This window comes from Phormidium tenue FACHB-1050 (assembly GCF_014696925.1).
In the GTDB taxonomy this organism is placed as follows: Bacteria; Cyanobacteriota; Cyanobacteriia; order Pseudanabaenales; family Pseudanabaenaceae; genus Pseudanabaena.
This window is the reverse complement of sequence record NZ_JACJQY010000067.1, coordinates 1-21396: the sequence shown is the minus strand read 5'-3', so window position 1 is coordinate 21396 and position 21396 is coordinate 1. Positions and strand designations below refer to the sequence as shown.

At 41.8% G+C, this 21396-nt stretch carries 23 protein-coding genes and 2 pseudogenes; 9 read left to right on the top strand and 16 right to left on the bottom strand.

The features are described 5' to 3' along the window. Positions 1 to 124 precede the first annotated feature (124 nt). The 6 genes from H6G05_RS23735 to H6G05_RS23710 all read right to left on the bottom strand — a co-directional run bounded on the left by H6G05_RS23735 (position 125) and on the right by H6G05_RS23710 (position 4746). Positions 125 to 613: a DUF2656 domain-containing protein gene (locus H6G05_RS23735; protein WP_199310750.1), complete on the bottom strand. Its 489-nt coding sequence runs from the start codon at positions 611 to 613 to the stop codon at positions 125 to 127. Positions 614 to 625: 12 nt separating this feature from the next. After that, the gene (locus tag H6G05_RS23730; RefSeq protein WP_190582247.1) at positions 626 to 1231 is read right to left on the bottom strand and encodes a HEAT repeat domain-containing protein; all 606 of its coding nucleotides are present in this window, start codon (positions 1229 to 1231) and stop codon (positions 626 to 628) included. 77 nt (positions 1232 to 1308) lie between these two features. Continuing rightward, complete coding sequence (locus tag H6G05_RS23725; protein ID WP_190582245.1) at positions 1309 to 2574, bottom strand: HEAT repeat domain-containing protein; 1266 nt, start codon at positions 2572 to 2574, stop codon at positions 1309 to 1311. A 115-nt stretch (positions 2575 to 2689) separates the two neighbouring features. Continuing rightward, entirely contained in the window at positions 2690 to 3184 is a 495-nt protein-coding gene (cpeA, locus tag H6G05_RS23720) for a C-phycoerythrin subunit alpha (RefSeq protein WP_190582243.1), read from the bottom strand. Between the two features lie 124 nt (positions 3185 to 3308). Next, positions 3309 to 3863, bottom strand: coding sequence for a C-phycoerythrin subunit beta (gene cpeB, locus H6G05_RS23715; RefSeq protein WP_190582241.1), 555 nt, complete (start codon positions 3861 to 3863; stop codon positions 3309 to 3311). A gap of 211 nt (positions 3864 to 4074) precedes the next feature. Next, on the bottom strand, positions 4075 to 4746 hold the full coding sequence (locus H6G05_RS23710) for a HEAT repeat domain-containing protein (protein WP_199310748.1): 672 nt from the start codon (positions 4744 to 4746) through the stop codon (positions 4075 to 4077). A 224-nt stretch (positions 4747 to 4970) separates the two neighbouring features. Between H6G05_RS23710 and H6G05_RS23705 the strand changes: the two genes are divergently transcribed. From H6G05_RS23705 to H6G05_RS23685, 5 genes are all read left to right on the top strand, one after another. After that, the gene (locus tag H6G05_RS23705; RefSeq protein WP_190582239.1) at positions 4971 to 5558 is read left to right on the top strand and encodes a globin family protein; all 588 of its coding nucleotides are present in this window, start codon (positions 4971 to 4973) and stop codon (positions 5556 to 5558) included. Positions 5559 to 5658: 100 nt separating this feature from the next. After that, the gene (locus H6G05_RS23700) at positions 5659 to 6393 is read left to right on the top strand and encodes a phycocyanobilin:ferredoxin oxidoreductase (protein ID WP_190582237.1); all 735 of its coding nucleotides are present in this window, start codon (positions 5659 to 5661) and stop codon (positions 6391 to 6393) included. Between the two features lie 276 nt (positions 6394 to 6669). Then, positions 6670 to 8472 carry an ATP-binding protein gene (locus tag H6G05_RS23695; protein ID WP_190582235.1) on the top strand — a complete coding sequence of 601 codons (1803 nt, stop codon included), beginning with the start codon at positions 6670 to 6672 and terminating at the stop codon, positions 8470 to 8472. A gap of 13 nt (positions 8473 to 8485) precedes the next feature. Further along, the gene (locus tag H6G05_RS23690) at positions 8486 to 8860 is read left to right on the top strand and encodes a response regulator (RefSeq protein WP_190582233.1); all 375 of its coding nucleotides are present in this window, start codon (positions 8486 to 8488) and stop codon (positions 8858 to 8860) included. 100 nt (positions 8861 to 8960) lie between these two features. Beyond that, positions 8961 to 10493 (top strand): response regulator, encoded by a 1533-nt coding sequence (locus H6G05_RS23685; protein WP_190582231.1) that lies wholly within the window; start codon positions 8961 to 8963, stop codon positions 10491 to 10493. 51 nt (positions 10494 to 10544) lie between these two features. Here the strand turns inward: H6G05_RS23685 and H6G05_RS23680 are convergent, their stop codons facing one another. Next, positions 10545 to 11186: a transposase gene (locus tag H6G05_RS23680; RefSeq protein ID WP_190582229.1), complete on the bottom strand. Its 642-nt coding sequence runs from the start codon at positions 11184 to 11186 to the stop codon at positions 10545 to 10547. Positions 11187 to 11366: 180 nt separating this feature from the next. On the opposite strand from H6G05_RS23680, the pseudogene H6G05_RS23675 reads away from it, so the two are divergent. Next, positions 11367 to 11702 (top strand): annotated as a pseudogene (locus H6G05_RS23675) (IS1 family transposase); the annotation flags it as partial. A 95-nt stretch (positions 11703 to 11797) separates the two neighbouring features. On the opposite strand, the gene H6G05_RS23670 reads toward H6G05_RS23675, so the two are convergent. The 4 genes from H6G05_RS23670 to H6G05_RS23655 all read right to left on the bottom strand — a co-directional run bounded on the left by H6G05_RS23670 (position 11798) and on the right by H6G05_RS23655 (position 14197). Continuing rightward, a complete protein-coding gene (locus H6G05_RS23670; RefSeq protein WP_242025787.1) occupies positions 11798 to 12160 on the bottom strand; it encodes a type II toxin-antitoxin system VapC family toxin in 363 nt (120 codons plus the stop codon). Further along, complete coding sequence (locus H6G05_RS23665) at positions 12157 to 12450, bottom strand: hypothetical protein (protein WP_190582227.1); 294 nt, start codon at positions 12448 to 12450, stop codon at positions 12157 to 12159. Before H6G05_RS23665 ends, H6G05_RS23670 begins: the two co-directional genes overlap by 4 nt. A gap of 135 nt (positions 12451 to 12585) precedes the next feature. After that, the gene (locus tag H6G05_RS23660; protein ID WP_190582225.1) at positions 12586 to 13437 is read right to left on the bottom strand and encodes a 3'(2'),5'-bisphosphate nucleotidase CysQ family protein; all 852 of its coding nucleotides are present in this window, start codon (positions 13435 to 13437) and stop codon (positions 12586 to 12588) included. Between the two features lies 1 nt (position 13438). After that, positions 13439 to 14197, bottom strand: coding sequence for a bifunctional sterol desaturase/short chain dehydrogenase (locus H6G05_RS23655; protein ID WP_190582223.1), 759 nt, complete (start codon positions 14195 to 14197; stop codon positions 13439 to 13441). 139 nt (positions 14198 to 14336) lie between these two features. Here H6G05_RS23655 and H6G05_RS23650 point away from each other — a divergent pair, with 139 nt between their 5' ends. Next, a complete protein-coding gene (locus H6G05_RS23650; RefSeq protein WP_190582221.1) occupies positions 14337 to 15593 on the top strand; it encodes a CCA tRNA nucleotidyltransferase in 1257 nt (418 codons plus the stop codon). A 25-nt stretch (positions 15594 to 15618) separates the two neighbouring features. Here H6G05_RS23650 and H6G05_RS23645 read toward each other — a convergent pair whose 3' ends face one another. The 4 genes from H6G05_RS23645 to H6G05_RS23630 form a co-directional block, all read right to left on the bottom strand. Then, the gene (locus H6G05_RS23645) at positions 15619 to 16068 is read right to left on the bottom strand and encodes a DUF29 domain-containing protein (protein ID WP_190582219.1); all 450 of its coding nucleotides are present in this window, start codon (positions 16066 to 16068) and stop codon (positions 15619 to 15621) included. 95 nt (positions 16069 to 16163) lie between these two features. Beyond that, positions 16164 to 19178, bottom strand: coding sequence for an SbcC/MukB-like Walker B domain-containing protein (locus tag H6G05_RS23640; protein ID WP_190582217.1), 3015 nt, complete (start codon positions 19176 to 19178; stop codon positions 16164 to 16166). A 22-nt stretch (positions 19179 to 19200) separates the two neighbouring features. Beyond that, complete coding sequence (locus H6G05_RS23635) at positions 19201 to 19935, bottom strand: DUF1828 domain-containing protein (RefSeq protein ID WP_190582215.1); 735 nt, start codon at positions 19933 to 19935, stop codon at positions 19201 to 19203. Positions 19936 to 20047: 112 nt separating this feature from the next. Then, on the bottom strand, positions 20048 to 20455 hold the full coding sequence (locus H6G05_RS23630; RefSeq protein ID WP_190582213.1) for an EVE domain-containing protein: 408 nt from the start codon (positions 20453 to 20455) through the stop codon (positions 20048 to 20050). Positions 20456 to 20516: 61 nt separating this feature from the next. Between H6G05_RS23630 and H6G05_RS23625 the strand changes: the two genes are divergently transcribed. Then, entirely contained in the window at positions 20517 to 20819 is a 303-nt protein-coding gene (locus H6G05_RS23625; protein ID WP_190582211.1) for a DUF433 domain-containing protein, read from the top strand. Continuing rightward, positions 20816 to 21160: a DUF5615 family PIN-like protein gene (locus tag H6G05_RS23620; RefSeq protein ID WP_190582209.1), complete on the top strand. Its 345-nt coding sequence runs from the start codon at positions 20816 to 20818 to the stop codon at positions 21158 to 21160. The genes H6G05_RS23625 and H6G05_RS23620 overlap by 4 nt, the downstream gene beginning before the upstream one ends. 80 nt (positions 21161 to 21240) lie before the next feature. On the opposite strand, the pseudogene H6G05_RS26090 reads toward H6G05_RS23620, so the two are convergent. Then, a pseudogene (locus H6G05_RS26090) lies at positions 21241 to 21396 on the bottom strand (IS110 family transposase); the annotation flags it as partial.

Below are 21396 nucleotides of genomic sequence, written 5' to 3'. Positions count from 1 at the left end.
TGACCAATTGCGGATCTCATATTTCTGTGTCATTTGCTGGTTTTGCTCTCCTAATCAATACCTAATTTAACCTTCCTTACCCTTTTTATGCAACAACGCCAAACCTATACCAAAATTTACGCTATCAACAAGAAGATTGGATGTCTTTAAGTTCCACTTTAAAAATCATATCAAGGGATTTGGATGCGATCGTTGTCTCCCATGCAATTCCCTTTAAAAAAGTTTCTCCCATTAATGTTTCCACCACATCCACGCCCCAATCTCCAGTCTGCAAAGCATCTGGCGAAGCACTGGTAGGAGATGTTGTTTTAACTCCGCCTAAAACTAAGATTTCAGGTAGAAACTGAGATTCTATTCCTTGACTGATACGTTTATTGGCTAAAGCCTCAGCACAAAACTCACCTATTTGCTTAGGGGAACACTGATGACGATCAAAGAGAATTTCCACTGTCCAATGGTGATGATTCACTAGTCTGGTCTGACAGGATGGGCGATCTCCTAACCCAATCCGAAATACTTCCGCAAATTCTTCTCGACTGAGCATTGGGAGCATCTCAGGAGAAACATCAAAATTATGAGAAAGAAGCATTCTCGATAGAGATAAATTGTTCATAATTATTAGGACTTATCTATTGAAGCCAGCAGTCATCTCACCTCTAGATAAAGCACTGATAGCAGATTCTTTGACATAGGAATCCGTTGCTTCGTTGTCAATAATCAAACGCAACGCATCTATGCCTCGACTACTGCCAATGGAAGCGATCGCATTGACCAGAGAAATTGCTAAAGCAGGATTATCGGTTTCCTGTAGGGCTTCGATCAAAAGATCTAGTACAGGTTCGCCAATTTCTCCCATTGCCATGACTGCGGCAATATTCACCACAGGATTCGCATCTTGCAAAGCTGCCTTTAAACCTGCCACTCCCTCCGCCGAAAGCGGCTCATCAGGATGACAGATTACCACCTGTGCGATCGCTTTTGCTGCACTACCTCTTACGGTCACATTGTCACTATGGAGCATGGCTTCGACTAGAAGAGGGACAGTCTCGTGACCGATCTCACCTAAAGTTTTGACAGCGGCGCGTCGATAATTTGTATCTTCATCATCGAGAATACTCATCAATCTACTAATAACTTCAGCGTCATAATTAGCGGCAATTTCCCACATCGCCTGATTGCGAACGTTAGGATTTGGATGTTTAAGTTGTTGAAAAAAGGTTTCAAGAGACATTTTGATTAAATTGGTAATTGAGAATTTTAATTATTTTTTATAAGGTATTGATGGGTAAACCTTTACGCTGCCTATCACTACCTACTCGCTACCTTTTCGCGAATTAATAAGTCGCTATCGTTGGCAAGCACTTCATAGCCAGTAAAATCGCCGAACTTCTCTAATGCTAACAGAGCAGCATATTTCAAGTCCCATATTTTCGTTTCTAAACAAGTTTTTAGTTCAGGGATCGCTCGCTCATCGCCAATTTCCGCAAGGGCGATCGCTGCCGCCGCACGGGATTTTTGATATTGAGGTTGTTTATTATGCAAACTCTCAATTAACAAATCATAGGCTGGTGCATGTTTTAGCCAACCAAAGAGTTTGACCACATGGAAATGTGCGCCGTAATCGTTGCGAGCTTCCTGTTCATAAGCATCAAATAGTGCCGCAGGCGCGTCTTCTGAGTAATTTTCTAAAATCGTTTGGATTGCTAAATAGCATCTACCAAAATCCGTTTCATAAAGCTCATGGATTAAACGCGGAAGATCGGGCAAAGTACTGTAATTATGGACTGGGGAAAGGGTGGAAGGATGATCGATTAAGGATTTTTCTAAAAATGGTTGCACATCCGCAAAGGAAATCGCACCTTCTTGCATTCCTGCTTCCGCTAACATCCGAATGCCCCGCAACCGAAATACCAATGATACTGGGCATCGGGAGATATCAGGAATTGACGCATAGTAATTGGCATCAATGAGATCTTGAATGGATAAACGTCTGGCGATCACATTGCGATTTTGCAATAGGGCGACGATTTTCCCCATTTGCGAGAAATCTCTGGTTAAGCGACAAATTGCTGTAATCGCAGCACTGGAAACGGGCAAGCTTTCATCGTTTACAAATTGCCGAATCTTGGCGATTGCGGGGTGATAATCCAACTTCGCAAGGGTTTGAATAATCACCCGATAGGTTTGAGAAGGCTTATCGAGTAGTTGAGTAATCTCTGCTAAAATCTCTGGATCTTGTGTCCCAATTTCACCGATCGCCCAAACCGCATTTTCGACCATGAAGCAGTCATCATCGGCTAAGCATTCTCGCACTACTTGCAGAGCCGATTTTGCTTGGAGACGACCTAACGTTTCGACAGATTTCCTTCGGACAATGCGATTATCCATTTCAGGATCAGTTTGATGAATGGCTCTAACCAAAGCGGCGATCGATTTCTCAGAATTAAAATTTACTAAATGCGAAGCTGCAATATAGCGAGAATCGTCTTCCCCTATTTGATTTTGCGGAGTATCTAAAATAGCGATCGCCTGATCTTCCGTTAAATTAAAAAAGCTATAAAAACGTTTATCCATAATTCCGAAATTATATCAATTGTCAGTTCCAAAACAAAAGTAGGGGCAATTCATAAATTGCCCCTACTTTTGTTTTTTGCAAGCGATAGGTTTTATCGCTTGCTGTGATGATCAATTAGGAAAGAGAATTGATTGCGTAGTCGAGCAATGCATTGTACTCGGTCAATGCTTGAGCAGACATATCGCGAGGTGTGCAACCACGGTTACGAGCAAAGCTCAATGCTTCTACATAAGGAGCAGTAGGCAAGCCCAAGGCACGGTAAACTTCACGCTGACCAGCAATACCCCACTCATCCAAAGGACCAGTACCGCCAACAACGAGGCTGTATTGGATCAAACGGAGGTAGTGCTTGATGTCACGAGCGCACTTTGCCTTGAAGGTATCGGTGGAGTTTGCTTCACCAGCATTGTTGAGGTAAGGATACTTCTTGATGCAAGCATCATATGCTTCTTTCGCAACTGCATCAAGGTTAGCAGCTAGCTTTTCAGCAGCTTCCAAACGAGCCGCAGCGCGTTGGATAGAACCTTGTACTGATTCGAGGTCAGAGGTGCTAGGGAAACGACCTGCTGCATCAGCAGAGGCGATAACGGTAGTAACAACGGATTTCATTTATTAAATCTCCAAACTGGATTCTTGTTATTCAGTAAGCTTTGTTTTTATTCTCGTTGAGCAAATCTCAACCAGTAAATCGCTATTAGCAACCAACTAGTAGATATCAATTGACAGATATCAATTAGCTGAGGGCTGCAATTACGCGATCGAAGTAGCTGGAAGCTTCAGCAACCAAAGAAGCACAACGATCTTCAACAACAGGAGTTCCCATCTTGCGGAGCTTAGCACCTGCACGAGCTTCACTAGGATTGTCTTGGATGTGAGCAGCAGCTTGAGCCTTCATAATTTGGACAGCACGTACTGTGGAGGTTGTAGGTACGCCCAAAGCAGCATAGGTTTCTCTCAAACCGTTCAAGCAACGGTCATCCAATACGGAAGAATCACCAGCCAAGAGAGCATAGGTAACATAACGGAGAATGATTTCAGCGTCGCGTAAGCAAGCAGCCATACGACGGTTAGGGTAACAGTTACCACCAGCTTGAATCAAACCTTGGTTTTCGCAAATCATACCTGCTACTGCGTCAGAAACCATGCAGCTTGCATTGCTAGCAATTGCATTTACAGCATCTAGACGACGGTTGCCACTAGCAACGAATGCCTTAAGAGCATTAATATCACCTACTACAGAGGTGCTAGCATCTGCTGAAACTACAGCTCTAGAAAAAGCGTCAAGCATTTCGCTCTCCTTAAAAATTGTTTATCTTATGTAAAACGTTGTTCTGTCTTTAAGTAATTCACTTTGTGATTTACAAGACATATAGAACATAAAAGATCACGATTGTTCTAGTCTCATCTTTTGTAAAGTAAGTAACAATCCTTAACAAACTCAAAAAAAGAAAGGCGGCGCTTAGTGCCGCCTTTCTTTTCAAAGCTAGATTTGGTAGGCATTACAGGAGATTTTCCATCGCTGCACCAACCACGCGATAATCACGATCGCTCCTTAAATCCGCGATCGCCTCCTTAGCTTCAGGATGATCAAACTGCATCAGCGCATAGGCTACTCGCACTCGAATATATTCAAACTCGGAGTTTTTTAGTTCTAATAGTTTTGCGAGGGCTAAGTCGGCTTGGGCAGATTGCGATAAAGAACTTAAGCCATCAATGCAAGCTTCTTGCACGGCGGCATCTTCTCCTTGCAAGCCTACGCAACATATTTCCAATACTTCTGGATGGCATTGCATTTCTACTAAAGCCGAGAGGATGCTGCGTCTTACTAACCAGTGATCATCTTGATGAAATGCTTGGACGAGGTGTGATGCGGAAATGCGATCGAATAAAGAAATAGAGTTGGCAGCTTCGGCTCGGACATTAGGAGTGTTGTCGTAGCGCATAATCTGGAGTAGTGCCGCAAAGGATTCCGCAGTTTTTTGCCGACCTAATTCCCTAGCCACAAAAGTCCGTACTAGAAACTCAGGATCTTTGACATGCTGGATTAGTAAAGGAATGGCGACTTCAGCCGTAAAATCCTTAAGTGCGGCGATCGCCTTAATCCGATACTGAAAGTCAGGATTTTGTAAATCAAGTTTTATTTGGGCAAGTTTGATTTGGGAAAGATCCATAAAGTGATGAGGTAAGTAATGAGATAAGTGGAATTGAAGATTTTTGAGGTAGCGTGATTAATTAATTTACAGCGCTTTGCGCTCAAACCCAAACCAAGAGATTTTTTGAAAGGCTTGCTTTGCAAGCCTTTCAAAAAATCTCTTATGGTTCGTTTGATCGGGTAAACTAGCTTTACCTCAATTTTGCGCCCCTTTCTCTTACCCTGACTCTTACCTTGAATTTAATGTCTAATCCTCAACTAAGTGAAAAAGTTCTTGCATTAATTAAAAAATCTCGCATTGTCAGTTTTAGATCTTGGCAAGATACTTATCCAGATCTGGCTATGACCAAATTTCAAGATGCCGATGATCAAGGTCGTTATCTCACTGAAGAAGATTTAAACGATTTACAAATATTAATACCTGCGATCGCGGAGTCTATTCCCACCGTCAAGTTATTGTCTGCACAAGCACCACAAATTGTTGATGAGGCAAGGCAGCAAGTGTTAGAAACCTTCCCGAAAATCACCCAAGAAGGTGGAGGACTGTATCCTACGGAACGCGCGAATGCTTGCTGGCGAGACTTTTGGCATTTTCTACGCTGCATTACCTACGGGATTGCTGGTCAGCGTCTTGACTATTTAAGCTCTGAAGGATTGAAGTATATGCAGGATCTTTATCAAGAACTACAAGTACCCTTAGATGCTATGATTCTTGGCTTAGGAGCTATCAAAGTTGCTAGCCTTAAAAGACTTGAGCCAGAGCGTCAGACTGAATTTACACCCTATTTTGATCGTCTAATTGAAGAATTAAAACTTTTTGAGACCATTTAATTTAAGAACTAGACATCTTTAACAAAAACATATTATTTTCTTGTTTTTCTTTCTCCTATTTTTTGTATTTTGTATTTAAGAATTTGTAATTAAAAAGTTTATGGCAACATCTTTTTTGCGAACCCGTCAACATCCTTTAATTCAGAAGCTCGCAAACTGTATTGAAGAGACATGGCAAAATAATTTAGGTCTTGAACCATATCTCATTCCCAAAGATTTAGGCTATATCGAGGGGCATTTAGAAGGAGAAAAGTTAATCATTGAAAATCTTTGTTATCAAACTAAACAATTTCGCAAATTGCACTTAGAACTAGCTCAAGTTGGCAATGGTTTAGATATTCTGCATTGTGTCATGTTTCCTAATCCTGAGTATGCCTTGCCAATCTTTGGCGCAGATATTGTCGGCGGTCGTGGCGGGATGATTAGTGCGGCGATCGCGGATCTATCACCTAGTAATCTCGAAAGATCTTTACCCGCTAATTATCAAGAGAAATTAGCTAACTTAAAAAACATAGAATTTTCACAACCTCGTGCCTTACCCGAATGGGCTGATATTTTTTCTGAATTTTGTTTGTTTGTCCGTCCTGCTGGTGTAGAAGAAGAACAAGCTTTTTTACAACGGGTTCAAGATTTTTTAACGATTCATTGCCAAATTGCCACCAATTTAGAGCCATTAACTTCAGATGTTGAGGTTGCTAGTGCGATCGCGGGTCAGCAATATTACTGCGCTAAACAGCAACAAAATGATAAAACCCGTCGAGTCCTCGAAAAGTCCTTTGGCGAAGAATGGGCAGAGCGCTATATGACCTCTATGTTATTTGACTCGGTTATTTGACTCAGTTAATTTGCAGCAGTTGCCAATCAAATGAACCATAAGATATTTTTTGAAAGGCTTGCAAAGCAAGCCTTTCAAAAAATATCTTGGTTTGGGTTTGAGCGCAAAGCGCTGTAAATTCAGCACCTACAGAAATTACTTCTCAAGCGAACCACAAGAAGAATTTTAAAAGCGTTGCTTTGCAACGCTTTTAAAATTCTTCTTGTGGTTCGCTTGCAAAGTGTTGTAATTGCGGTAAGGCTTGAGTGCAAAGCAGCGTAAGTGTAAAATTAGCCTATGCCTAAACACAAGAGTTCTAAATCCCGTAAAAAAAAGCAGAAAACTGCCATAAAATCTCAGCATACCCTCAAAAATCATGAGCAAGCTGAGCTATTTCGCCAACGTCAGTGGGTTAAGCTCTTTGCTGAAGTTACTTTTAAAATTAGGCAGTCGTTACAATTTAAGGAAATTTTGAGGGCGACGGTAACCGAGGTACAGCGAATCCTGCAAGCCGATCGCGTACTGATATACCAAATTTTTCCTGATGGCACGGGACGAGCAATCACTGAGGCAGTTTTACCTGATTATCCAGAAATTCTAGATTTAGAATTTCCCGAAGAAGTATTTCCCACTGAATATCAACAACTTTATGCTAAGGGTCGAGTCAGAGCGATCGCCGATGTTAGCGATCGTCAAGAAGGATTATCGGAATGTCTGATTGAATTTGTACATCAATTCAACATCAAGGCAAAGATGATTGTCCCCATCCTGCAAAACTTAAATTCCCATCACCCCAAAGAGGCAAGTTCACCCAATCAACTGTGGGGATTATTAATCGCGCATCATTGCGATCGCCCATACAAATGGCTAGATTTTGAACTGGAACTAATGCAACAACTTGCCGATCAGATCGGTATAGCCTTATCGCAAGCGCAATTTCTAGAGCATTTAGAAGAAATCGTCGAAGTGCGGACTGCGGAATTACAGGAAGTCAATCGCAATCTTCAGCAGGAGATTAACGATCGCAAACAAGCGGAAACTGCTCTCCGCCAGAGTGAAGAGCAGTTAAGGCTGATTACTAATGCTTTGCCAGTGCTGATTTCCTATGTGGATGAGAACCAATGTTATCGATTTAACAATAAAGCCTATGAAGATTGGCTAGGCAAGTCTCTATCGGAAATCTATGGCAGTGATATTAAATCCGTTTGGGGGGATGACTGCTACTTAAGAATGCAATCCCATGTAAAGTTGGCACTACTGGGTCAAGCTGTGACCTATGAAAATGAAATTCTCTTAAAGGATGGTCTTCCCTGTTCTGTGAACGTTACCTATATTCCCCATGTTGATGAACATAACAATGTTAAAGGTTTTTTTGCTCTAACTGCTGATATTAGCGATCGCAAAGCGATCGAACGGATGAAAGATGAATTTATCGCTGTGGTCAGTCATGAATTGCGAACTCCTTTAACTTCGATGCATAGTGCATTAAAAATTTTAGCAACGGGAAGATTAGGAACCCTTTCAAAAGATGGACAGCAAATTCTAGAAATAGCGGATGACAATACGGAGCGACTAGTCCGCTTGGTTAATAATGTTCTTGATTTGCAACGCATTGAGTCGGGGGAAGTGAAAATGGAGAAGCAGGTCTGCAATGTTTCTACGTTAATGATTCAGGCTACGGAAGCAATGCAGCCGATGGCGCAGAATCATGGTGTAGTTCTCATAGCTGAGCCAGTGGATATCAATATCTTTGTGGATTCTGATTACATTGTGCAAGCATTGACTAACCTCATCAGTAATGCGATTAAGTTCTCATCAGTTAATGGTAAGGTCTGGCTAACTGCTGAAAATAGACCAAATGCCGAAGTCCTGTTTTCGGTTTCCGATGAAGGTCAGGGCATTCCATCGGACAAACTAGAAAGTATTTTTGAAAGATTTCAGCAAGTGGACTCCTCTGACTCTCGCCGTAAAGGTGGTACAGGTCTAGGTTTAACAATCTGTCGCAAAATTGTTGAACAACATGAGGGTAAAATTTGGGCTGAGAGTACCCTTGGTCAAGGTAGTACTTTTTCGTTTACGCTGCCATTATTAAATCAGTGATGAAACTAAAAATATGCCAAAGAAAAGGATTTTGATTGTTGATGATGAAGAAAGTATTCAAACTGTTGTGCAGTTTGGAATTCAGATGATGGTTGACTGGGAAGTGTTAGTTGCTAGCTCAGGAATGCAAGGTATTAAAACTGCTTGCGATCAAAAACCTGATGCTATTTTGCTCGATGTGATGATGCCTGATATGGATGGGATTGCTACCTTTAAAGCTCTTCAAGCCGATCCGCAAACTTCTCAAATTCCTGTGATTTTTTTAACCGCTAAGGCTCAAACTTCAGAAAGAAGACAATTTAATGATTTGCGGGTGAGTGGAGTGATTACGAAACCGTTCAATTCCCTTGATTTACCAGATATAATTACCAAAATACTTGATTGGTAAATCTGCAACAAATTGCATCAATAAACTGCATCGAGATTTTCGGGAATACCTCTTAACCACCTCCCAATGACGATAAATGATTTTGTGATTTTATAATCCTATGAAGATATTATTAGTAGAAGATGATGAGGTCTTAATTGCGGTATTAACAAAAGCGCTGACTGAAAATCGCTATATTGTCGATGTAGTCAAAGATGGTGAAATGGCGTGGAGCTATGGTTCAACCTTTGATTATGACCTAATCATATTAGATATTGGGTTGCCTAAAATAGATGGAATCACTCTCTGTCAACGTTTTCGCGCCGAAGACTATAACACCCCGATTCTCTTGCTAACAGCTCAAAATGCTAGTACTGCCAAGGTAAATGGGTTAGATTCGGGAGCCGATGATTATGTAGTTAAGCCCTTTGATATCCCAGAATTAATTGCTCGTATTCGCGCCCTCTTGAGACGGAGTAATTCAATTTCTTTGCCAATTATTGTGTGGGGAGATTTACTTCTCAATCCTAGTACTTGCGAAGTTTCTTACAATAATTCCCCTCTTACTCTCACTAATAAAGAATATGAATTATTAGAAATTTTATTGCGTGATAGTCAGCATTTGTTAAGTGTTGAGGAGATTCTCGATCGCCTATGGTCTTCCGATGAGTTCCCCTCAGAGGCAACAGTGCGTTCTCATATTCGTGGCTTGCGGCGTAAATTAGTAGCAGCAGGCGCTCCTTCAGATTTTATTGCTACTGTGCATGGGCGCGGCTATTATCTAAAAGTGCCAGATAAATCTACGGATGTGGAAATATCTAAGCCCTTGGGAACTGCTTCTGCTAATTCCTCTAATCCCAAATCGAGTACTCAAGACAGCCAACAGGAAAAGTATTTAGAGTTCTTAAATCAGCTTTGGGTCACGACTAAGCCTAAGAGCCTCGAACAGTTGAAGGTATTATTCCAAGCGACCGCCAAGCTAGAGGCTGGATTCCTATCGCCGCATTTTCAAGAATTAGCCCATCAAACTGCTCATAAATTAGCGGGAACCCTTGGCACATTGGGTTTAACAAGTGCTATGCAACTCGCAATTCAATTAGAAAATCTACTAAAAGGTCAAACTCCAGAGCAAAAAGTACAGTTAGAAACCTTAGAACCATTGGTTACTGCTCTAGAGCAAGCGATTCAAAATACTCATTTAATCCAAAGTCTTCCTAAGAATTCAATTGCCGATACCTCATCTGTCTCTTTGAAACAGGCGCAATCGGTAATCGAGCCAAAGGTGATGATTGTTGATGATGATATTGATTGTTTGCGATCGCTTACGGAACTACTCAATCCTTGGGGCTTTAAGGTTACAACTTTAGCCGATCCACAGGAATTTTGGACGGTGTTACAGTCAGTCTTGCCTGATATCTTGGTTCTAGATGTCAATATGCCTCCCATTAACGGGTTAGAAATTTGTCAGTCCATTAGAAATGATCTCAATTGGAAGCGCTTGCCAGTGCTATTTCTCAGCGTGATGTCAGACTCTAATACTCAAAATCTCGCCTTTGGAGTTGGTGCGGATGACTATCTCTGTAAGCCAATTGTCGGGATTGACTTAGCTAATCGGATTCACAATCGTTTACAGCGAGTCAGAGATTACCAGTAATACCAAAAGAAGAAATGGCGTAGCTGATATCTTGCAGCATTCCTGAAAGAGTTAAGTGGGAATGGGTTTGAGAATAATTACAAAGCCATGACGAGCAGCAATATCGGCACTAATTTGGATATACCTGAGAAGTTTCAACCAAAGAACAGAAGGGAATAAAACCGAAAGGGTTAAATCAGAGGTAGCTTTCCAGTCCAAGACAGGAGGACTCGACCATTGATCAATCCAATGAGCCAAAAGATAAGCAAGCAGAGAGAGGATAAGCCAACGATAAACACCAAGTTTTGTAGATTGCCCAAAACAATGCAAACCAAAGCGATGCTTGATAGTTTTGAAGAAGCCCTCAATCGCCCAACGCTTACGACCTAACATCACCAGATAAGCACCAGAATAAGGATGAGAAGAGACCACAAAGCGTAACTCCCGTTTACTATCGGCTCTTTTGAGCCAGAACCAAGAGATTGTCAAAGGCTGAGTTAGCCCTTCTAGCAAAATTTGTTGTCCACGTTTGCCATGACGATAAAGTTGTTTGACGGTGCGTCCATCTTGAAGTTTACGATTGTTGCGTACACCGACAACAATGCGCCAAGACTTGGCTCGGACAGCATTGAAAAACTTCACTGTACAAAACTCAGTATCAGCAAGGACAATCACAGTCTTGCCTTGGGTTAGTTGCGTAGGTACTGTCCCCAATAACTTACAAGCGATCGTCAGAGGGACTGGGGTATCCTTTACCTCGCCATACTCTCAAACTCCATGGTACGCGCCACTCTCCGTAGGCCAAATACAGTACAACCAGATGTATTCCTCGCTTGCCGTTGAGTATTCTCACCCATGGGTCTGGTTCATTTTGGGTGGGATTACTCCGCGTTTGGGGTATATATCGGCAATCGAGATCAAGATGCTGCTAGAGAATTATGGCAATCCTTGCCAAGGGTCTATCATCAATGTGCCGTTTGCTATAGTGACTTTTGGCAAGCTTACTGTTGTGTATTACCCAAAAAGCGTCATCGGGCAGTTGGCAAAGAGTCTGGACAAACTAATCACATTGAAAGGTTTAATTGCACTTTGCGGCAACGGGTTGCTCGTCTAGTCAGAAAAACTTTATCTTTCTCTAAAAAGTTGGATAATCACATTGCTATGATTTGGCTTTTTGTCCATCACTACAATACTCTAATCCAATCTAGGTTTCTTATCATTCCCTCTTGATCACTACCAAATGGGGTTTGATGGTGGGATGAGCTTATTCTAGAAACCAGTTTTCAATTCTTAAACCATCAAAAAACTGAAAATCTGCAACATTATTAATTAGTCACCAAAATCAAATTATTGACATGAGCAATACTCGCAATTTGCCCATCCGCAAAAGCAGGAGTCTTACTAATCTTCGTTAACCTTGCTCTCTCCCTTGCGTGCCATTCTGCCGCAGGTTGATCATAATTAAACACTGGCAAACTCAACACCGACTCTTGAATATAATTCCAAAGAGCCTCTTGCTTTCTAGATTCTGGCAATCGCAAACAACCATACATAAGCTCAAGCACAACAATACTCCCAGTGGCAATTTCCGATTGACAAACATCTAGCTTATGTAAAACATTCGCATTGGGAATAAGTCTTGCTGGCTCCGAAAGCGTATTAGTATCAAGCAAATATTGGAAGCTCATAAAATAATTTCTCTACCCACACTGCGATCGCGCAAATCTGCAAAATCTTCATTAGTAAACTCCATTCCTTCATTTTGGATAGTCAATCTAAATTTTTGTAATCCTTTCCAGAAATTAGATTTTTGCTGACCTTCTTTTTTTTGTTGATCTTCTTTGAGGCTCTCAGATTCTTGGTTAGTTTGGCGATCGCCTAGCTCAAAAGTGAGAAATTCAACAAAGCGGAGTACTTGTTGCTGTTGATCTGTTGGCAATGTCTGCATTTTAGTTAGGACTTTCTCTAACACTGTCATTCTTTGAATCCTCCTGCATATTTAACCTAGTGATATTTTACAAGGTTTTCTGAGTGGGCGATCGCGTTGTAAAGACAAAGCAAATTTCGCTATCAAGCCCAAATATAAGAAAGGCGGCACATCGCGCCGCCTTTCTTATATTTGGGCTTGAAGTTCTTGATAAATAGCCGCTAGATATTCATCAATAAATTTTGACCAGCCAATCACAATTAGTTGATTGTGAGTTAGTTTCTCAGGATGAATATCATCATAGCCAAATCCAATTTCTCGACCTGAGAGATCACAACAAACTAGTCCTGCGGCTTTAGCGATCGCTAAAGGTCCAACCGTATCCCAGAGCTTAACCCGACGATTGAGATAGATGTAGGCACTTGCCCGACCTTGGACAACTTCCATTACCTTCAAACCAAAACTGCCGAGGGTATAAAACTCCACATTGGGAACCGCCGCACGAATCGCATTTCCATAGGCAAGATCATCCTTTTTACTGACAATCACGCGATCGCTGCTTGCGCCAATCGGCGGAACCGCATACAGGACTTCAGGAACATTCCCATTCGTGACGGTGAATACTCCATTGATCGCCGTACCGCCAAAATATAAGAGATCGCTCTTTGGTGCATAGATCCAACCCAAAGTAGGCTGAAATGCTTCTAAGACTCCAACCATTACCGAATAGAACTCACGCCCATGAATGAAGTCATCCGTGCCATCAATGGGATCGATAAACCAGTACTTTTGATTTAGTTCTGCATATTGCTTCCATAGTTCCTGCGATCGCGAATTTTCTTCACTAATTACCACATCATCGGGGAACCATGCTTGAAACCTTTGGCTGAGGAGATGATCGAGTTCGCGATCGACATTAGTTACATAATCATCAAAGCCCTTCTCATCGACCTGAAAACCAGACTCTCTCAGATGAATTGCTTTTTGTCCGATCTCCCGAATAAATTTACAGATTTCTGTTTGTAATGCGAGATTCATATTATTGCTTACGGTGAGAGAATAGTCGGAAATAAAGCGATCGCCAAAATTCTTTGACAGGATAGGCGATGAAAGTAATGGGATTAATGGTCACGATAATATCGCGAAAACCGAGTTCGGCTAAAAAAGCGATCGCCCAAGCCACAAAACTTGCCGACATCACTCCATAGGGGTTGAGATCGCTTTTAAACGGGCCCAAAATCAATTTACGAATTGTGCAAGCCTTATCAAGGCGGCGGAGGGTGACTAAATCGCCAATGGCGCGTTTGGAAAGCTCATACAAGGGACTTAGGGCAGGATTGACTTCCGCTTCAGAGGTATTGACCCAAATTTCTTTTGTAATAGTAGTTTCAGACTTAGGTATTATTTCTAGGAATAGATCAATCCAACGAAAAACCGAAAAAGTATTGACTTCGTAGGATTGGTAAATAGCTGCCGAATCTCTTGCTCCCAATACATTTATCCCATGATTGAGAATGAGAATATCTACTTTTTGTAAGCGATCGCGCAGTTCTGTCTCATGCCCTAGTTGCCAAGTGATGACTTCTATTTCTTGATTGGCTTGTGGCTCACTGTTTGTTATTTGAAAACTCACATTAGGTGAAGTGGTTAGTGCAACTATTTTTGCCCCTCGTTTAGATAGCTCAGACATCAGCGCTCGACCCATCGTGCCTGAAGCGCCTGTAATCGCGATTGTTTTATCCTTAAATGACAAGGCTGTACCCAAAACTCTATCTACAAGTGTAATACCAAAGCACAAAATGGCTACGCCATTTTGTGCTTTTAAAACCCTTACGGGGTTTGGTTTTTAATTCCCAAAATTTTGCTGGATCAGTACGGCGATCGTATAACATATCTAAGCAATCAATATCCTTAGCAAGGCGGACTATAAATAGATTTTGCAACAGTTTCCCTTTGATTTTAATGATTTACCCACGCCTGCTTATTTAGTAGGTGGATGGGTGCGCGATCGCCTATTACAGCGACAGGGTAAATATCTTGATCTAGATTTTGTCTTACCTGAAAAGGCTGTAGAGACGGCTCAAGCGATCGCTCGTAAATATAAAGTAGGCTTTGTGGTGCTGGATGCTGAGCGCAAAATTGCAAGGGTTGTTTTTAAGAATGGTACGGCGGATTTTGCTCAACAGATGGGGCGTAGTTTAGAGGAAGATTTGGGGAGGCGTGATTTTTGTATGAATGCGATCGCGATGGAATGTCATCAATTAATTGGCGATCGGTTAATTGGTGATCGGTCATTGGGGATTGGTGATGGGTTATTTGCGGGCGAAGATTTTATTGATCCTTTGGATGGGATTGGGGATTTAAAAGCAAAGAGAATTAGGATGGTTGCTCCTGAGAACTTGGCAGAAGATCCTTTACGGATTTTGCGGGGATATCGGCAATCAGCACAATTAGGCTTTGCGATCGAAGATTTAACGCGACAGGTTTTGATCAAACTTGCACCAAGATTAAAGACTGTGGCAGCAGAACGGGTACGCACAGAGTTAGGTTATCTATTGTCAATTAACAGTGGTAGCCAATGGATGATGGAAGCAATCAGCGATCGCATTTTAGAGGATTGGCTACCAAGTCAGCATTTAAATTTACCTAGATTTGCCGAGATTGAGGGAGTAATCTCCAATTTGCTATCCCAGTTTCCTAATTTGGAATTATTTTTTAGTAAACATTTATCAGGCGATCGCTGGGCGATTGTGGTTGTCAAATTAGCGGCTTTAAGCAATAGTGCAACTGCCCTTGAGTCTTTGGGATTAAGCCGTGCTGAGCAACGCTGGTTAGTAGGCATTTTGAGATACTTGCCTCAATTTATTAACTTGCTAGATCAATCCACCCCTAAGGAGCAATATAAATTTTTTCAATCAACTCTAGAGTTTTTTCCAGCGATCGCTGCGTTGGCTCTAGCTAGTGGCTATGAGTCTGAAAAGATTTTATCTTGGCTAAAGCGTTGGCTCAATCCAAATGATGTGATCGCCTATCCCATTACATTAATTACAGGCGATGATCTTCTTAAGGATTTAGGAATACCACCTAGTCCAAAGATTGGGGAATTTCTAGAAAGTGTAAAAATTGCTCAGGTAGAAGGAAAGATTGGTTCTCACGCCGAGGCGATCGCTTTCATTAAGTCAATTATCAGTTAGTTAGGATAGGTGCTTTGCACCTATCCTAACTAATTAAATAGTCATCTGAGTTAATATCTAATACATCAGACTTTGAGAAAGGACAGGATGGGGGGAAAGTTACTAAAGGCAATTGTGTCTCAACAGAAGCGGCTTGACAAGCCGCAGCGTAACATTCATCAAACACGTCATTAAAGTGTCGATTTAGACTAGGACTATTCTTAAAAGCCTTATTTAATCTTCGAGAATGTTCGATAATTGTATAAGCCCAACTAGGCGATCGCTTTTGTGGTTGATATTTCCATTTAAGGAGATGTTGCAGAACTCTAATCAAATTACTTTCTACTGCATCTTTCTCTCTCCGACTCATACCTTCTATTTCTTCAAGCAGATTTTCAATGTCTAATCGATCTAACTTACCTTCTTTGATTAGGAGTGCGGTTTCCTCTAGCCAAAGGTTAAAGTCAGTTTCGTAAAGAGTTTTTACAGCAATCATCTCACTAAGCCTGAGCTAAAAATCTGGACTCTAGTTAAATTATAGCATTCGCCAAAAGCAAAGGAATAGCAACGCAAAGCGTTGCTATTCCTTTGCTAGACTCTAACCAATTCTGAACCATTGATGGACTTGCGAACGTGGATTTGGGTGGGCAATCGTTCGGCTAAGGATTGGATATGGGTAATCACACCGATTAAGCGATCCTGTTGGCGTAAGGATTCGAGGATTTGGGTAACGCTTTCGAGGGTTTCACTGTCGAGTGTACCGAAACCCTCGTCAAGGAAAAGGCTACCCAGTTCAATGCCCATAGATAATTTCTCCGATAGCGCCAGTGCCATTGAGAGGGAAGCCGCAAAGGTTTCACCACCTGAGAGGGTGCGTACACGGCGCTTTTCACCACCATTCCAATTATCTGCTACCCAATAATCACCACCTTCTATTTGGAGAATATAGCGCTCTTCTGAAAGTTGTTGCAAGAGTACCGAGGCACGGTTAGCGAGTTCCTGTTGCAGGCTGTCGAGAATATATTCCTGAAAGCGATTGGATTGCAGGTCTTGGGCGAGGGTATGATAAGTCTGCTCTTGCGCCTGTAAATCAAGTTTACGTTCTTCAAGCTCCTGTGACTCTTGGCATTTTTGGTGAGCTTGCTCTAGCCATGCCTTGATTGAGGCACGACTTTCACTAGCTATTTGTAATCCTTGTTCAGCTTGTTGGGATTCCTCACGCAATTTCGCAATCGCCTCTTCATCAGTTTCTCTCTCTGCGATCGACTCCGCAAACATCTGTAAGCGAGTGGTTAAGTCCTGCTCTTGACGTTGATAGTTCTCGATTTGCTGTTGCCAAGCATCCATTTGCGATCGCGCAGTTTGGGCAGCCAGAAATTCTAATTCAGTAAAGTTAATTGAATTAAGTTCTTCTTGCCAATGGGATTCCTGTTGAGCTTGCTCGGCAATGGCAAAATCGTGATTTTCTTGAGCTTTAGTTGCTGCTTCCTCTCGCTTAGCAAAGGTTTCACGGGCTTGTTGATATTTGCTTTCGATAGTTTTGAGGCGATCGCTTAACTCCTGTTTTGCTTGCACAATACTTTGACGCAAGGATTCATAACTCTTGCCATCGGTAATTTCTAGCAACCGTTGCGAAATTTCCTGTAGTTGCGATTCTCTGAGTACTTTTTCCTGCGATGATTTATCAAATTCTACTTGGGCTAATTGCAGATTTTCTTGGCTAGATTTAAGTTTGTTTTCAGCAGTTTGAGCAGCGATCGCTATTTCCTTTTGTTCAGCAATTAGCTTGAGATATGAAGTCTCTTGAGATTCCAATGTTTGGCGATCGCGTAGAATATCGACCGCTTGCCAAGCAGACTTAAGAACTTGATCAATCTGTTTTTGTAATTTAGCAAGTTGTGATTCTAAATCATCAATTTCCTGAGTTTGACTCTGCAATTGTTGCTGCGAAGCTTCGAGACTAGCCTCAATTTTTGCCTTGTCTTGTAATGATTTCGCTAACTGACGCTCAGCGACTTCCTTCTGTTTTAATAATCCTGCTGTATCAACTAACTCTAATTCTGGAAGTTCAGACAATCCCTCTAAACTATAGAGGTGATTACACACGGGGCAGTTATCACCATCATGCAATTCGGCGCGTAAAGCGTTAGCGTGACTAGTTTGTAAAGCTTGCAGATTAGATAATTCAGCTTCCTTGAGAGCATTACTCGCAACTTGAAAATCATTTTCAGCCTTAGCGATCGCCTGTTGTGCTTTCTCTAGTTGCTGCGTGAATTTCTGGATTTCCGTTTGGTATTGGGTCGATTTTTGCTGCTGTTTTGTCAGATTATCTTGCAAAATTTGCCATTGCGTAAGCGGTTCGGCAACTTGACGCAGTTGTTCGAGTCTAGTGGGATCATACTGAGAATTTGCGAGAGAAACCTCAAGAGTTTGCAAATTTTGCCTAATGGCTTGCAAATCTGATTCTGCTTGAGTTACAGCTTTAGCTGCTTTTTTGAGAACCTGCGATCGCTCTTGCAAATTCTGATCAGCACGTTTTAACTCAGATTCTGATTGTTGTTGCTGTGTATGCAGAGACTCCGCTAGGGCGAGATTACGCTCTTGAGTTTCGATATGACTTTGGGCGGTGATTTGCTCTGTACGGGACTTTTCATAGGCTTGTTGCTGCTGATCAAGATCAAGTCTCGAAATTTCTAGCTGTTTCTTGGTGCTTGCAAGATCAGCGATCGCCTGTTCCACACGTTTACGCACAGTCTGGAGAACTGTCCAAGTTCCCATAATCGAATTTGCTAATTGAGCATTTCGCCATTGATTTTCTAAAACTTGGATTTGCGATGCTTCCTGTTGCAATTGCGCTAATTTTACGGAAAGCTGTTGATATTGTTGGATTTGAGCAAAGAGTCTTTCTTCTACCTCCAATAGTTTATGACTTTGCTTAGCTTGTATATCCAACTCAGGAATTAAAATTTCCAGATTCGCTAACTCTAATTGTTGCGCTTCTACTTGCTCTTGCGTTGGTGCTTGCATCCCTTCAAGGACTTTATCTAAGCCTTCACGCTCGGCTTTAAAACGACTAGTGCGATCGCTTGCCTCCTTCCGCATCTGTTCAAAAATTTGAAATCCTGCCAACTGTCGCAAAATCTCGCGCCGTTTACCCGCCTCACCCTTGAGGAATTCATCAAATTGTCCCTGCGGCAAAATGATCACACGGGTAAACGTCTCAAAGTCCATGCCGATGATATCTTCTACCTTTTGAGTGCGATCGCATCTTTCCCATTCTCCATCAATCAATTGATCAAACAGAAATTTTTTCTCATCGGTTTTGCCTCGATTGCGCCAAGTTCGCAGGACACGATATTCCGTTTGTCGCATCACAAACCGAAATTCCACTTTTAGCTGGGTCGCGCCTTGGCTAACTAATTCCTTTGATGAATTGGGCTTATTCGCCACCTTGTCATAAAGTGCAAAAGTAATCGCATCTAATAGCGAAGTTTTTCCAGCACCCGTTGCGCCTGTAATCGCAAACAAGTCAAGGCTCGTAAAATCTAGCACTTGCCGAGTGCGAAAACTTGTAAATCCTTCGACAATTAATTCAAGGGGGCGCATGGTGTTTGTATGAATTTTAAGGCTAGGCGGCGAGAAGCTCTATTAACTCTTCGGGTTGTGACCAGTAGGCAATGTCAGATAGGTCTTCAAGGATACTCATGTTGTCAGGAGTCCAGACATCTACTGTGTCATCGAATAATGAAATAAATCGTAGAGGTTCAGTGCCAGTTTTCAGATGGTTGAGGTCATACCAAGATGCGAGAACGTTGTTAACGCGACTGTTTGCGCTAGCGCGACTACCTGTACTTAAAACGTAGATGAGTGAACTGCGTTTTGGGTGTCTAGCGTGAAAGTCTACTTTGCGCGATCGCCCAGATCTACCAATATATTTTTCACCTTGATCGAAGGGGATTTTGTTTGTTTCGAGGAGTTCTGAAACTTCACTTTGAATCGATTCAAAAGCTCTGGTTTTTTGAGTAAACCAAATATCAGAAACTCGTAAGGCTGCCTGAGCAATGCGTGTTATATCTGCGCCAAGGCTACTGTTAACTGATGTTCGGGTTAGTAGCATTCCGCGATAAAGCTCAATATTGTGAGTTTGGCAAATATCTTGAAGGATTGCATCTTGTCTATTGGATCGATACTGCGATGTTGTTTGCATTTTTAGCCAACGCAGGGTTTCGCCAAAATCTGTAAGGGTATAGGTGTTTTGACGTTCCTTGAGGAAAATATCTATATAGTCGCCATCGGGATATAGATATGGTGTGCGAATTCGGACAGCATCGTTGACTAGCGAGCATTCATATAGCTCGTTCATCTGGTTGGTTATTTTTTCACAGATGCTAGTCATTACAGAAATAGGTCTAGTTGTAAATGTGGGGGTTGATGTAAGCTCCCATTATGAATGATTTTAGACTCTAAAAATCTGTCTAATCTGTTGTCAGACTATTTATTATCTCAAACTCATCTTTAGTTAATGGCATTACTGAGAGTCTTGGCTGTTTGACTAAGCCAATATTTGCTAATTCTGGGGTTTCTTTGATCTGGCTTAAGGTTATTGCTTTCTCAAAAGTTTCTACTGGCTCAAAGGTGACGCTTAACCATTTGGGATCATCGGTGGTTGGGTCTTGATGGGCAGTGACGATGACTTTCATTTTACCCATGATGCTGTTTCCTTCTTGGCTATGGTAAAACAAGACTTCATCGTTTAGTTGCATGGCTTTGAGGTTATTCCGTGCTTGAGGGTTGCGGACGGAATAGATTTCAAATTTGCCATGTAATAAGATTTTTTGCCAACTGTAGCGGAAGGGGGCGAATTTTACTAGCCAGTAGTTCATGGTTATCGTGTCCTAGATTGTCAGTGATAGAATTGTTTAAAAGCTAAGTGTAAAGGTAGCTATGACACTTGTCGCACCAAAACAACCCACAACAATAACTCGCTATGTGACCCGCAAATCCACTGGTGAACCAATCATCATTGGTACAAATACCTCTGTCAGAGCGATCGTTGGCTTATGGAGATTAGGCACATCACCCGAAGAAATTCCTAACTGCTTACCACATCTAACATTGGCACAGGTATTCGATGCTCTGAGTTTCTATCAAGATAATCAAGCAGAAATAAATGAATATATCGATCGCAATCGCGTCCCAGAGCATTTAATTCATCCAGCCGTAAAAGCCGCTATTCAAAACCTGTGAAAATATTCGCCAGCTTATATCTTGACGAAGATATGAATAACATGGTCGCCACACTACTGCGATCGCGGGGTATTGATGCCGTCACAGTTCAAAAGAGCGATATGTTGGGTAAATCCGACCAAGAGCAATTAGCCTATGCTGCTGCTAATGACCGTTGCATTTTGACCCACAACCGAGTTGATTACGAAGATTTACATTTGCAGTACGGGCAAGCCAATCTCACTCATTCAGGAATTATCGTAGTTCCTCAAAAAAGTCCCTATGAAATTGTCAATAGGGTCATGATTTTGCTGGACTCAATGACTGCTGATGAAATTGCCAATCAGTTACTTTATGTTTAAGCAGCGATCGCAATTTATTTATTCATGCCCCAAATAAATCATAAAAAGATTGTGTAGATACTGTCTTGAGAATCAAAAAGTCAAGAGGGAATTTGGACAAAATTTGGGTCGAAAGAACGCTGAGACTTGAGAACACCAAAGACCTGTCGCAATAGCTTGTGCATGACCGCCCCAATGACAGACATTTTGGACTTACCCTTAGCCGTAAGGCGATCGCAGAAAGCGGCAATAGGGGA